At 53.5% G+C, this 12,731-nt stretch carries 12 protein-coding genes; 4 read left to right on the forward strand and 8 right to left on the reverse strand.

What is annotated here, in order from left to right:
• Nucleotide 1: 1 nt before the first annotated feature.
• From N438_RS03840 to dcp, 3 genes are all read right to left on the reverse strand, one after another.
• The gene (locus tag N438_RS03840) at nucleotides 2-1,513 is read right to left on the reverse strand and encodes an alkaline phosphatase D family protein (protein WP_116696092.1); all 1,512 of its coding nucleotides are present in this window, start codon (nucleotides 1,511-1,513) and stop codon (nucleotides 2-4) included.
• 17 nt (nucleotides 1,514-1,530) lie between these two features.
• Nucleotides 1,531-2,427: an SLATT domain-containing protein gene (locus N438_RS03845; protein ID WP_016160970.1), complete on the reverse strand. Its 897-nt coding sequence runs from the start codon at nucleotides 2,425-2,427 to the stop codon at nucleotides 1,531-1,533.
• Between the two features lie 482 nt (nucleotides 2,428-2,909).
• Nucleotides 2,910-4,955: a peptidyl-dipeptidase Dcp gene (gene dcp, locus N438_RS03850; protein WP_116696093.1), complete on the reverse strand. Its 2,046-nt coding sequence runs from the start codon at nucleotides 4,953-4,955 to the stop codon at nucleotides 2,910-2,912.
• Nucleotides 4,956-5,085: 130 nt separating this feature from the next.
• Here dcp and ydfG point away from each other — a divergent pair, with 130 nt between their 5' ends.
• Entirely contained in the window at nucleotides 5,086-5,835 is a 750-nt protein-coding gene (gene ydfG, locus N438_RS03855; protein WP_008805005.1) for a bifunctional NADP-dependent 3-hydroxy acid dehydrogenase/3-hydroxypropionate dehydrogenase YdfG, read from the forward strand.
• A 91-nt stretch (nucleotides 5,836-5,926) separates the two neighbouring features.
• On the forward strand, nucleotides 5,927-6,613 hold the full coding sequence (locus tag N438_RS03860; RefSeq protein WP_008805006.1) for a GntR family transcriptional regulator: 687 nt from the start codon (nucleotides 5,927-5,929) through the stop codon (nucleotides 6,611-6,613).
• 50 nt (nucleotides 6,614-6,663) lie between these two features.
• Here N438_RS03860 and N438_RS03865 read toward each other — a convergent pair whose 3' ends face one another.
• From N438_RS03865 to N438_RS03880, 4 genes are all read right to left on the reverse strand, one after another.
• Nucleotides 6,664-7,095 carry a universal stress protein gene (locus N438_RS03865; protein ID WP_008805007.1) on the reverse strand — a complete coding sequence of 144 codons (432 nt, stop codon included), beginning with the start codon at nucleotides 7,093-7,095 and terminating at the stop codon, nucleotides 6,664-6,666.
• Between the two features lie 265 nt (nucleotides 7,096-7,360).
• Nucleotides 7,361-8,824, reverse strand: a complete 1,464-nt coding sequence (locus N438_RS03870) for a fructuronate reductase (RefSeq protein WP_023322555.1) — start codon at nucleotides 8,822-8,824, stop codon at nucleotides 7,361-7,363.
• A gap of 287 nt (nucleotides 8,825-9,111) precedes the next feature.
• Nucleotides 9,112-10,395 carry an MFS transporter gene (locus N438_RS03875; protein ID WP_023322553.1) on the reverse strand — a complete coding sequence of 428 codons (1,284 nt, stop codon included), beginning with the start codon at nucleotides 10,393-10,395 and terminating at the stop codon, nucleotides 9,112-9,114.
• Nucleotides 10,396-10,509: 114 nt separating this feature from the next.
• Nucleotides 10,510-10,872 (reverse strand): YnfA family protein, encoded by a 363-nt coding sequence (locus N438_RS03880; RefSeq protein ID WP_162493261.1) that lies wholly within the window; start codon nucleotides 10,870-10,872, stop codon nucleotides 10,510-10,512.
• A 108-nt stretch (nucleotides 10,873-10,980) separates the two neighbouring features.
• Here N438_RS03880 and N438_RS03885 point away from each other — a divergent pair, with 108 nt between their 5' ends.
• Both N438_RS03885 and speG read left to right on the forward strand, forming a co-directional pair.
• Nucleotides 10,981-11,322, forward strand: coding sequence for a DUF1283 family protein (locus tag N438_RS03885; protein WP_004206035.1), 342 nt, complete (start codon nucleotides 10,981-10,983; stop codon nucleotides 11,320-11,322).
• A 78-nt stretch (nucleotides 11,323-11,400) separates the two neighbouring features.
• Complete coding sequence (speG, locus tag N438_RS03890; protein ID WP_008805012.1) at nucleotides 11,401-11,961, forward strand: spermidine N1-acetyltransferase; 561 nt, start codon at nucleotides 11,401-11,403, stop codon at nucleotides 11,959-11,961.
• On the opposite strand, the gene N438_RS03895 is transcribed toward speG, so the two are convergent.
• Nucleotides 11,955-12,665, reverse strand: a complete 711-nt coding sequence (locus N438_RS03895) for a YnfC family lipoprotein (RefSeq protein WP_008805013.1) — start codon at nucleotides 12,663-12,665, stop codon at nucleotides 11,955-11,957. The two genes, speG and N438_RS03895, sit on opposite strands and share 7 nt — an antisense overlap.
• Nucleotides 12,666-12,731 lie beyond the last annotated feature (66 nt).

The raw sequence follows: 12,731 nt of genomic DNA on the forward strand, positions 1-12,731 counted from the left end.
GTTAGTTTATCTCATCCCCATAAGGATGTATGACCCTGGTTGTTAATTGTTTGGCAAATTCAACATGCCAGTTTGCCCATAAACGGTTCTTATCGTCTGGTTCAATAGCCAGCCAGTTTCTTTCACCGATTAAGTAACCACCATCTGATGCGATGGGTAACATAGTTGCCGTTATACCTGAGTCGATAATGTCGACTTTATCAGCATTACATTCCAGCATATAACGAGCGATAGCCGGCGGGGCAGGATGAACAACACCGGTAGAGATCAGTTGGTTTACTCTCGTAGCAAAACCTGAATTAGGATAGCGTGAGGATTCAATGACGGCACTTGCAGCAACATGCACGTCTCCAGAAAGGATGGTGACACGACTTTTGTGAACCCGGGAAAAATCAAGTAAATTGTGCACCAGGCGAATCCTTTCCCCCCGGTGAGCTTCATCCCGCCAGTGATCACGTAAATCATCTTCCAGTTCATTTCGTCCAGGTAGAACTTTGAGTAATTTGGCAAGATTGTTCAGATTAAGATAGGCCACAGGAATACTGGATTGCAGCAACACATGACCATTTTCGGGAAGAGCATTAAGATACTGATAAAATAATGTCCAGTTGTACTCCGACATAATTTGCATCGGTTCCGGCTGTCGCTCTTTGCGCAAATCTGCCACCAGAATAGATATTTTTCCAATGGAAGAAAAACCAAGATTGTAGTTTGTACATCCAGGTATCGCTGATGGGTGTTTCTCATCACTCGTCGCAGCTAACTGTAGTTGGAACACGCGGAAATATTGCTCTGCCAAGGCAAATATCCCCTGATAAATGTAACTATTATGTAATTTTGTTGGATAGGACCCCCAACCATCAAAAATATCATGGTCGTCCCATATCATAATGCTTGGGATTGCCGACATGGCATTTGTTATTTCGGATGAACTCCAGGCGTTAAAATAAATATTACATAAAAATAAATCTAGTTCTTCTTTCATCATTTTCGTGAAGGGCTTATGCCAGCGATCAAGAGCAAAGCTGACATTCCACTCAAAAATTGACTTAACTTGCTGCCATAACCCATCAGTATATACCTGATCGCCACCCATAATAAGAATATGATAGGGTCTTGATTGATGTGTGGTGTAAAGATCATTCCAACGATCTGTGATATAACCAACATCTTTCATCTTTTTAGCATCTGAAAAGCCATTACATGATACATAAGCAATAGCCGGGCTTTGCCCTACCGCGGGTAGCCCAAACTGCCATTTATTATTTTCGATTGTATAGTTAATTGTTTGCGGCACATCTAATAATGGGATATTAAAATCCAGCCTTATTACATCCCAAATAGGATTGCAAAATGGCACACTAGCTATTTTCACAACCTGCTCAACAACACCATGACTCAGTGAGCAATCAATTTCGTTGTAATCTTTGGGCACAACAATAAGTGCAGAAACATGAAAATAATTAACATTCACTTTTCTGAGACTCAATACTGGACCGAGAATGATATTCATAATTCCCCCACTCGTGGTTAGATAGAAAAATCGACCCTTAACACTTCCCCCGAAGTTATTTTTATCGCTTGTGAAACAAGCAAATTTAAACCATCAAAAACCTCAAGCAAATAAATACCCGGTGAAATATCAATTACGCCCCAGCAACCTGCAATAAAATCCTTCTCATTGATGGTGTTTATTCCTTTTTTTATAGAAACTTTAATTAGTTTTGTTGATGATGAATTAGTAACGCAAATATTAACAGCACCTGACAATAGCATCCCATCCAATTTTTCTTGCTGGTTATTTCCATTTTGTACTGGTGTACTTTTACTGCTCTCTTTCTGGTTTGCTTTAAGCATTGCTCCTAGCTGGTTCAAACTATCACCAAACTGCATTGACCATTCATCCGTTTCACGCTTCTGAAAATCATCTACTGATTGAATAAATTCCTTTACCAGTTGAAGAGCATTTTTGTAACATGTGTTAAAATCATGTTCATTCAAACAATTGTTAGATATCCATTTTGATGTGAAATCGCTATGGCTCATTTCAATGTCGTGCACAGTCTTAATATATCTAACCCAACCACTCGTCCAACCGAACACCTTGTCAATTAAAAGGAAAACTATGGATAGTGCGAATAAACCAAAGGCTAGCTGGCTAAAAAAGAACTGTTTTTCTGCATCTCCCTGATAATAATTAACCACTACCGTTTGTATAAATGTGGCTAATATCACCAGAATGAACACTATAATTAGCAATGAAAATGCCGCTCTTCTTTTCCTGGTAATACCTCGCCAATACCATAGGCAAAGTCCTTCTTTGTATCCATTTGCATAACGATATAATTCTTCAACCTTTTGTGCTGGTGTCAGTGCGTTGATATTTGCCAGCGGATAGATATTTTTAACACAGGCAGCATATGACATATTCTTTTTCCTTACAGAAAAGAAAAGGATCACAGCACAACCTACAAAAATGTGAACCTGTAGAATGAGACGGTGTAAAAAATAATAAGCAGGACGTTCTGTCAACGCAAAATAATAGGCAGCAATTGCCCCGAAGCACCTCATAGTTAAGTGCACACTGCGACAGCTTTAAATAATCACTCCCAGTTACAATAAAGAGTGTTAATTCTCTCCCGGAGAATATCAAGTTCTCTGGAAATTAAAATTTTAATTCTACGTTTATTGCTGGACGTGGTTGAAAATGATGAATAATTACTTCAGGCAGCATTAAAAAGACCTGATAATTGTGGTCGGGAGATTCTGGGTAGACACTTTTCAGTCCTCCCCCCTTAAATCGCCGCCATAGCGTTGCCGGTCGTTACAGCGAGTAGCCAGGTACCCTGAATGAAAAGTCGAAAAAAACCGGGCATCGCGCCCGGTTATCGTGTCAGCCCGAAATGACCCTACGCACTTAGCCCACGGTTTTCCAGCATCGGCTCAATCTGTGGATCGTGCCCGCGCCACTGGCGATAAAGTTCAGCTAAATCAGTGCTATTGCCGCGCGACAGAATCGCTTCCCGGAAGCACTGACCGTTCTCACGGGTCAAACCGCCCTGCTCCACGAACCACTGATAGCCGTCGTCGGCCAGCATCTGGGTCCACAGATAGGCGTAATAGCCTGCCGCATAGCCGCCGCCAAAGATATGGGAGAAATAGCTGCTGCGATAGCGCGGCGGAACGGCCGCCAGATCCAGGTGTTCTTCCTGCAATATCTTCTGCTCAAACCCATCCACGTCCTCCGGTATTGCCGAGGTCGACAGGCTATGCCAGCGCATATCGAGTAACGCAGCAGCCAACAGCTCGCTCATGTCGTACCCTTTATTGAAGGTTGCCGCACGCAACATATTGTCGCGTAGCGCCTCCGGCATCGGCTCCCCGGACTGGTAGTGCTTCGCGTAGTGGGCAAACACCTGCGGCTGGCTGGCCCAGTGTTCGAAGATCTGCGAAGGAAATTCGACAAAATCGCGCGGGGTATTGGTTCCGGAGAGACTGGCGTAACGCTGGCTGGCGAACAGCCCATGCAGGGTATGGCCAAACTCATGGAACAGAGTGATCACCTCATCCCACGACAACAGCGCGCTCTGCCCTGCCTGCGGCCGGGCGTAGTTGCAGACATTGTAGATAACCGGTCGCTGCTCCCGCAGGGTAGACTGTTCGACAAACACATCCATCCAGGCGCCGCCGCTTTTTGAGTCGCGTGCGTAGTAGTCACCGTAAAACAGCGCCATCCCTTCTCCGTTGTGATCGAAGATCTCCCAGACCCGAACATCCGGGTGATAGACGGGGATATCGAAGCGCTCGACAAAGCGGAGGCCAAAGAGCTGCGTGGCCGTCCAGAAGACGCCATCCTGCAGCACGCGCTCGAGAGCAAAATAGGGTTTAAGCTGCGCATCATCAATGGCAAAGGCAGCTCGCCGCACCTGTTCGCTGTAATAGAGCCAGTCCCATGCTGCGGCGCGAAACGCCCCGCCCTCGTTATCAATCACCTGCTGGATGTCAGCCAGCTCTCGTTCAGCCCGCGCCCGCGCAGCCGGCGCGATCCGGCGCATAAAAGTTAATGCCTCCGCCGGAGAGGCGGCCATTTGATCGGTCAGCGCCCAGCTGGCGTAATCGGCCGCGCCCAGCAGTTCCGCCTGCTGCGCGCGGATCGCCGCCAGTCGCAGCACCAGGCGACGTGTATCATGCTCATCGCCCTGCTGATTGCGCGTCCAGCCGGCGGCAAAGAGATTCTCCCGCGTCTGTCGGTCGCGCAAAGAGAGCAGCGGCGGCTGCTGGGTGGTATTGGTCAGCGTCAGCAGCCAGCGGTCACTGAGCCCTTTTTCCCGCGCCGCGTCGGCGGCCGCCGCTATCTCCTCATCCGCCAGGCCATCCAGTTGATGTCGGTAATCAACCACCAGTCCACCGTTTTTGGCCGCCCCCAGCAGCCGCTGCTGGAACTGACTTTGCAGGGTCGCCGCTTCGGTGTTCAGCGTGCGTAGCACCGCCTTCTGCGCTGGCGCCAGCGTCGCCCCGGCATGGACAAAACGTTGCCAGGTGAGGGTCAGGAGACGATGAGATTCGCTGTCTAACGCCAGCGCGTCACGCTGCTCATAGACGCTGTTCACTCGCTGAAATAAGGCCTCGTTAAGCCAGATGTCATTCCCCAGCTCGGCGAGCTCAGCGGAAAATTCTTCATCCAGAGACTGAATGAACGGGTTGGTGTGGGCGCCAGCCATGGCGAAAAAGACCCGCGTCACTCGCGCCAGCAGCTGTCCGCTCTGTTCAAGGGCCTCAAGAGTGTTGGCAAAATTCGCCGGCTCCGGGTTGTCGATTATCGCGCGGATCTCCGCGCGCTGCTGCCGGACACCCTCATCAAACGCCGGGCGATAGTGGTAGTCCTGGATGAGATCAAACGGGGGTGCCTGGTAAGGCAGCAAACTGACGCTAAAAAAGGGATTTTGTTCAGACATCTTTCTCTCCTGCACAGGCTAATCCTGTAAGATTAGGCTTCTCCTTAAGGGGTCGCAATGATTTCCGTTACCGGTCGCCGTCTGTGCGTGCTATGGTATGAAAACACAAAAAGCGTTGAGGAACAGTAAGATGATTATCATGGTTACCGGTGCCACCGCCGGTTTTGGTGAAAGTATTACTCGCCGTTTCGTCGCTAACGGCCATAAAGTGATTGCCACCGGACGTCGTGAAGAGCGCCTGAAGACGCTGAAAGACGACCTCGGTGACAACCTTTATATCGCCCAGCTTGACGTCCGCAACCGCGCCGCCATTGAGACGCTGATTGCCGATCTGCCCGCCGAGTGGCAGGCGATTGACGTCCTGGTGAATAACGCCGGTCTGGCGCTGGGTCTGGAACCGGCGCACCGCGCCAGCGTGGAAGACTGGGAAGATATGATCGACACCAATAATAAAGGGCTGGTGTACATGACCCGCGCGGTCCTGCCGGGTATGGTGGAGCGCAATCGCGGGCATATCATTAACATCGGCTCCACGGCAGGTAGCTGGCCTTATGCCGGGGGCAACGTCTATGGGGCGACCAAAGCCTTCGTCCGTCAGTTCAGTCTGAATCTACGCACCGACCTGCACGGCACCGCCGTGCGCGTCACCGACATCGAGCCGGGCCTGGTGGGTGGCACCGAGTTTTCCAACGTCCGCTTTAAAGGTGATGACGCCAAGGCCGGGAAAACTTATGAGAACACCGAAGCCCTGACGCCGGAAGATGTGACCGAGGCGGTCTGGTGGGTGGCCACCCTGCCGAAGCACGTCAACATCAACACCCTGGAGATGATGCCGGTGAGCCAGAGTTTTGCCGGACTCAGCGTTCACCGCCAGGGCTAACCGTCAGCCACCCGGCCTGCGGGCCGGGTATGGGCGGAACCGCAAAAAACGCGTAAAATAGTGCGCATAATCCCTTAAAAAGTAACCATCAATGGCCGCAGAATCGCAACTGAATCCGACGCAACCCGTTAATCAGCAAATTTATCGCATCCTCCGCCGGGATATCGTTCACTGCCTGATCCCGCCTGGCACACCGCTGTCTGAGAAAGAAGTCTCCGTGCGTTTCGATGTGTCGCGTCAGCCGGTGCGCGAGGCCTTCATCAAGCTGGCGGAAAATGGGCTTATCCAGATACGTCCCCAGCGCGGCAGCTACGTCAATAAAATTTCCTTGTCGCAGGTGCGCAATGGTTGCTTTGTCCGCCAGGCGATTGAGTGCGCGGTGGTCCGCCGCGCCGCCGGCATGATTAACGATGAGCAGGTTTATCAGCTGGAGCAGAATCTCCATCAGCAGCGTATTGCCGTCGACAGACAACAATCAAACGACTTTTTCCTGCTTGATGATGAGTTTCACCAGAAGCTGTCGATCATTGCCGATTGTCAGTTGGCGTGGGATACGGTGGAAAATATTAAAGCCGCCATCGACCGCGTGCGCTACATGAGCCTGGACCATATCACCTCACCGGAGATGCTCCTGCGTCAGCACCATGAGATTTTCACCGCGCTGGAAAAACGCGACGCGGAGGCAGTAGAGCAGGCAATGAATGTCCATCTGCATGAAATCAGCGAGTCCGTGTTACTGATCCGCCAGGAGAACCGCGACTGGTTTAGCGAAGATTAATGGTCAGACGGCTGCCCAGCGTGGCTGACGCAGCCGTCGTCATGAGGGGATTAACGGACGACCAGCACCGGCGTTTTGGCGTAGCGCAGAATCGACTCGGCGTTGGAGCCCAGCAGATGGGTGGAGATGCCCGGTTTGCGGGATCCAACCACTATCACATCGAACTCTTCGTTATTACTGATAGCCAGAATTTCGTCGCGCACGTTACCAAAGACCACCCGGGTATGGATCCGCGACATCGGAATGTCGAACAGTCGCGCCACCTCGCGCATCTTTTTCTCCGACTCTTCTTTCATATAGGCTTCGAATTTACGAATATCCGCCGTAAAGCCGCGTAATAGTGAACGACTGCTGTTCGGCAGAACGTTGAGCAATGTGATCTCACCGTTTTCTGCAGTGGCGAGGAATTCCGCGTGACGCACAGCTTTATCGCTTAAATCCATTTCAAAGACATCAACAGGCAATAAAATTTTTTTATACATGGCCCGTACTCCTTTTCCAGAGAAAGTTCTTTTTCAATGACTTAACTATGCCATTATGGCAGTAAATTACCAGCCATTATTCGGAAAAATAACAGCTAATTATCTTTAGTAAATCAGGGAAATATAGAGTTATGTATAGACATTGCGTTCGATCATCTTTTCAGCGCGCCAAAACCGATCGACAGCAAAAAAAGAAATATCAGCGGAAGGTGGCAGAGATAACAAAATAGCCGGTGTCGACGACGAGGCCGACACCGGAAGCGGATTATTGCTCGGCAGCCCACGCGGCGACAGTGGCTTTGGCCCCCAGCCGCTGCAGCGCCAGATAGGCGCGGGTAACCGCCGAGACGAAACGGGGCTCCTGCGGCAACGCCAGGCCGAAGATCGCCTCAATACCCAGCAGCGCTTTCACTCGCGCTTCACCCTCGGCGCTGGCCGCCACCGCCTGTTGGATAACCGGCAACAGCGGATCGCAAATCTCAATCGGCTGGCCGGCATCGTCAACGCCACCGACATAGCGCATCCAGCCCGCCACACCGAGCGCCAGCAGCGTGAAATCTTGCTGGTGCGCCAGATGCCAGCGTACGGAGTCCAGCATGCGCTGCGGCAACTTCTGGCTGCCGTCCATGGCTATCTGCCAGGTACGGTGCTTCAGCGCTGGATTGCAGTAGCGGTCAATTAGCAGACTGGCATAGCGCGGAAGATCCACCCCCTGCACTTTCAGCGTCGGCGCCTGTTCGTCCAGCATCAGCGCCAGCGCCGCGCGGCGGTAGTTATCATCCTGCATACAGTCGTTGATGTGCTGATAACCGGCCAGATAGCCCAGGTACGCCAGGAACGAGTGGCTACCGTTGAGCATCCTCAGCTTCATCTCTTCAAAAGGCACCACATCGGCGACCAGTTCCGCTCCCGCTTTTTCCCACTGCGGACGTCCGGCAACAAAGTTATCCTCAATCACCCACTGACGGAAAGGTTCGCAGGCCACCCCGGCCGGGTCGCGCACGCCGGTCAGTTGCTCAATTTTATCGAGGGTTTCCGCGGTAACGGCCGGGACAATGCGGTCCACCATGGTCGATGGGAAGGTGACGTTCTGTTCAATCCAGGCCGCCAGCTCCGCGTCCAGCGCCCGGGCGTAGGCGCAGACGACATTGCGCATCACGTGACCGTTTTCCGGCATGTTGTCGCAGGACATCACGGTAAAAGCCGGCAAGCCTGCCGCCCGACGGCGAGCCAGAGCCTCCACCACCACGCCCGGCGCCGATTTTGGCTGGTGTGGGTTGTGCAGATCGGCGACGATCAGCGGGTGATCGAGCTGCAGCTCGCCGCTGGCCGGCGAATGACAATAACCTTTCTCGGTAATGGTCAGGGAGACAATGGCTACCTGAGGCTCACACATCGCCGCCAGCACCGCTTCGAGGCCATCAACCTGGGCGTGCAGCGCCTGCTTCACCACCCCAACCACGCGTGCGGTCCAGGCGTCGGCGGACATTTCGGCCACAGTGTACAGCCGATCCTGCTGGCGGAGGTCGGCGATCTGCTGCTCGCCGCCGATGAGATTGACTTCGGTATAGCCCCAGTCGCTGCCATGTTCACTGGCAAGAATATCGGCATATACCGCCTGATGGGCGCGGTGGAATGCGCCAAAACCAAGGTGCACGATACGGGGGATCAGCGCGCTGCGATCGTAGCCTGGCAGCATGGCGTTGGCGGTTAAAAGGGTGTTTTCCATGATGACTCTCGTTGTTATGTGTCTCATCAACCATTCTCGGGGAGAACTCTCGAGGAGAATGCCTTTGTGTCCCAACCATCGCACGCAATTGGTATAACATCTTTGATTTCTGTCAACTACCATACAAGAAGATATGGCCGGTTCGCTGCCGGGAGTGAACCGTCACAAAATCATCGCTGATGGAATGGGGAAACAGTCGCCGCGAGGGAATAAAAGAAGTCGACGAATGACACACCGGCCACGCGTCCCTGCGGGCCTGTCATTTAACCGGGAGTCCGGTCTGGCTGTTAGTCGATACGGGTTTTAACGATAAAGAAGTAGCACAACGCCCCGGTGAAGGTCACGCCGGCGGCGATCACCAGCGCCAGATTAAAAGAATGGGTGGTATCCACCACCCACCCGGTGACGATCGGCGCAAAGGAGGCAAACACAAAGCTGCCAAAGTTCTGGATCGCTGCCACCGAAGCCACTTTATGCTCTGCCACCAATACCTGCACCAGCCCCCAGGCCGACGTCCCGGCAAAATGGACGCAAAACAGCGCCATGGAGATAAAAGCCACCGCCTGGGTCGGCGTGGAGGATTGCACCACCAGCAGGGTGCCCAGGGCCGACAGCACCAGACCGATCACGATCGCCGTTTTCCGGGTTTTCGCCAGATCGTAACCTCTGCGCGCCAGGGCATCGACCACCAGGCCATTGACCCACATCCCCACCGCCGCCGCAAGGAACGGGATCGCCGCCACCCAGCCGGTACGGGCCAGGCTTAACCCCTGCTGTGCCTGCAAATAGCCGGGCAACCAGGCGATATACAGCCAGCCGGTGTAGTTCACACCGGAAAAGCCCAGAATCATCCCCCAGGTGGTGCGCCGTTTAAACAGAGCCAGCCATTCGCTAAATTTCAGCGCCGGGCGGGCCACCTCCTCGCTGGCCAGATACTGCTGCTCCTCTTCCTGCAGGGTGAAGTGCCGGCGATTTCGGTAGCCCACATACCAGCACAGACCGACCACGATACCGGCTAAGCCAATCACCACAAACATCGTTCGCCAGCCCCAGGCCAGTTGCATAATAACCAGAGCCGGTGGCGCAATGGCCTGCCCCAGCACCGTCGAGGAGTTAAATATCCCCACCGCCGTACCGCGCTCTCTTTGCGCATACCAGTCATTGATTGATTTCACACCGGCGGGCATAAATGGCGCTTCACCAATCCCGAGGCCAATGCGCAGCAGAATAAAATGCGAGAACGAATTGACCATCCCGGTCAGGGCCTGCATTGCGGACCAGAAAATCAGTCCGGCGCCGAGCACAATGCGCGGTCCAACGCGATCCAGCAATATTCCCGACGGCAATTGTGCGAAGCCGTAGGAGAGCGAAAAGGCGGAGAGCAGCACCCCAAACTCGGTGGCGCTGAGTCCCAGGTCGGCGCGTATCGCCTCCCCGGCGACGCTCAGCGAAGAGCGGTCAAGAAAGTTGACGATACCGGCGATAAACAGCAGCGTCAGGGTGATCTTCTGCACCCGACGGATACGCAGCGGCGTCGCCCCCGTCCGGGCGGCAAGTGTCTCGATAGCCATCGTTGTTCCTTACAGAGTCATAACAAAAGAGGATGTCTGATAAGTAAGGCAACAGGTCGACTACCATACAAGAATTAAGGTTTAAAAAAGTGGCAGCGATCACACAAGGCGAGCTCAGGCCCGCCCCCAGCCCGCTACGATGATCAGCATGCCGCACAGGGCGATGATCGCCCCGGCCCAGTCGTAATGGCTGAGCTTGACGCCATCCACGACCCGCAGCCAGAGCAAGGCGGTACAGACGTACACCCCACCGTAGGCGGCATAGACCCGCCCGCTGGCGGCAGGATGGAGCGTCAGGAGCCAGACGAACAGCGCCAGCGCCAGGCCGGTGGGGATCAACAGCAGCGGCGTGGCCCCGCGCTTTAACCATAGCCACGGCAGATAGCAGCCGATGATTTCGCACAGGGCGGTGGCAAAGAACAGGAGCGTTGTTTTGAGCATTAAAAGATTCGTAAATGAGACAAAGCGTTGAACTATTCTACGCGATAATAGCCCTTTCCCTAGGCTGTTTTGTCGGCTATGCCCGGCAAAAGAGCTGTAGTAAACTTAACCTGAGGGTTAACCCATCACTTAAAGGAAATCGTGATGAACATGACACTGAACAAACGCTGGTGCCTGACCGCCATTCTGGCGTTGAGCGCCGTGGTCTATACCTCCAGCTCCTTCGCCGCCACCGACCGGCTGGTGATTGAATCTGGCGACAGCGCGCAAAGCCGTCAGCAGGCGTCGATGGAAAAAGAGCAATGGAACGACACCCGCAGCCTGCGCCAGAAGGTCAATAAGCGGGCGGAAAAAGAGTGGGACAAAACCGATGTCGCCTTCGACGCGCAGGATAACTGCCAGAAGAGCGCCAACGTCAATGCCTACTGGGAGCCGAACACCCTGCGCTGCCTTGACCGCCGCACCGGCCGGGCAATCAATCCCTGATCCGCTTCCTGTCAACGCTGGCGCCTGCGGGCGCCGCCTTTCATAACGCGCTGTTCAGCTTTAACCACAGGATTACCCATGACCGACGCGCTACACGTCAAACTCCGCCCCCTCGAACGGGAAGATTTGCGCTTTGTCCACCAGCTCGATAACAACGCCAGCGTCATGCGCTACTGGTTTGAAGAGCCATACGAGGCCTTCGTTGAGCTCTCCGATCTGTACGACAAACATATCCACGATCAAAGCGAGCGTCGCTTTGTCATCGAATGCAATGGCGATAAAGCCGGGCTGGTAGAGCTGGTTGAAATCAACCATGTTCATCGGCGGGCCGAGTTCCAGATCATTATCTCACCGGACTTCCAGGGAAAAGGCCTTGCCACTCGCGCGGCGCGGCTGGCCATGGACTACGGTTTTACGGTTCTTAATCTGTATAAGCTGTATTTGATTGTCGATAAAGAGAATGAAAAAGCGATCCATATTTACCGCAAGCTCGGCTTTATCGTCGAGGGTGAACTCATCCATGAGTTTTTCATTAACGGCGAGTACCGCAACACCATTCGCATGTGTCTGTTCCAGCACCAGTATCTGGCCGAACACAAAACCCCAGGACCGGCCCTGCTGAAGCCGACGGCTCAGTAATAATCAATGCGGTTCTTGATGGTGTAATGGCGTGTCAGCGGCGGCTGCACGCTTTCATCAATCACCTGCAGCTCACAGCTCAGCGGATTGTCGTGGCGATCGTAGTCGCAGGTCTGGCGTACCGTGCCCAGCGTGCGTTCGTTGAAGGTGCTGATGGCGGTGTAGTCCATTTTCTTGCGCGGATCTTTCGACGGCGTGGAAGCGACGGTAAATTGCTCTTCTTTGGCGGTGGTGGTTTTTCCCAGCGGATAGCCATCGCTGTCATAGCGGTAGGTGGCGGTGGTCTCTTTGCCACGGGCGCGAATAATAAAACCGTTATCATCCGTCTCCCAACTCACCCCCGTGGCGGGCATCTCTGCCAGCTGACACTTGCCCTGCAGGCGCAGTCGCTTCTCGTGGGTGCGCCCATCGACGTAATAGTTGGCATCCAGCAGCAGCGTGGCGCCGGTATTGTTCTCCACATCTTCCAGGGTCAGCAGATCGAAACATCCCTCTTTTGACAGCTGAGCGCTCACCTTCTTGACCACCACATCGTGTTCATCCAATAGCGTCTGGCTAAAATCTTTCACCGGCCCGCGCAGCGGATCGAACTCAAACTCATTGGAAAAACTCGCCATCTCCGGGGTGAAGGCTTCCGGGGCGCTTTGGCGGTCGCACGCCGTCAGCAGCAGCGCTGCCGGGATCAGCCAATACAATCTTTTCACAGGCGATTCCTTTTGTGTACACCAGATCATATTAGCAAATACAATTGTTTACACCAGTTCTGCTAT

Source organism: Klebsiella sp. GL120222-02 (assembly GCF_003097195.1).
Taxonomy (GTDB): Bacteria; Pseudomonadota; Gammaproteobacteria; order Enterobacterales; family Enterobacteriaceae; genus Klebsiella; species Klebsiella variicola.

What these genes read in the sequence shown, in the direction of transcription:
- N438_RS03840 (WP_116696092.1), bottom strand. Translation starts at nt 1,513, where the DNA reads ATGAATATCATTCTCGGTCCAGTATTGAGTCTCAGAAAAGTGAATGTT.
- N438_RS03845 (WP_016160970.1), bottom strand. Translation starts at nt 2,427, where the DNA reads ATGTCATATGCTGCCTGTGTTAAAAATATCTATCCGCTGGCAAATATC.
- dcp (WP_116696093.1), bottom strand. Translation starts at nt 4,955, where the DNA reads ATGTCTGAACAAAATCCCTTTTTTAGCGTCAGTTTGCTGCCTTACCAG.
- ydfG (WP_008805005.1), top strand. Translation starts at nt 5,086, where the DNA reads ATGATTATCATGGTTACCGGTGCCACCGCCGGTTTTGGTGAAAGTATT.
- N438_RS03860 (WP_008805006.1), top strand. Translation starts at nt 5,927, where the DNA reads ATGGCCGCAGAATCGCAACTGAATCCGACGCAACCCGTTAATCAGCAA.
- N438_RS03865 (WP_008805007.1), bottom strand. Translation starts at nt 7,095, where the DNA reads ATGTATAAAAAAATTTTATTGCCTGTTGATGTCTTTGAAATGGATTTA.
- N438_RS03870 (WP_023322555.1), bottom strand. Translation starts at nt 8,824, where the DNA reads ATGGAAAACACCCTTTTAACCGCCAACGCCATGCTGCCAGGCTACGAT.
- N438_RS03875 (WP_023322553.1), bottom strand. Translation starts at nt 10,395, where the DNA reads ATGGCTATCGAGACACTTGCCGCCCGGACGGGGGCGACGCCGCTGCGT.
- N438_RS03885 (WP_004206035.1), top strand. Translation starts at nt 10,981, where the DNA reads ATGAACATGACACTGAACAAACGCTGGTGCCTGACCGCCATTCTGGCG.
- speG (WP_008805012.1), top strand. Translation starts at nt 11,401, where the DNA reads ATGACCGACGCGCTACACGTCAAACTCCGCCCCCTCGAACGGGAAGAT.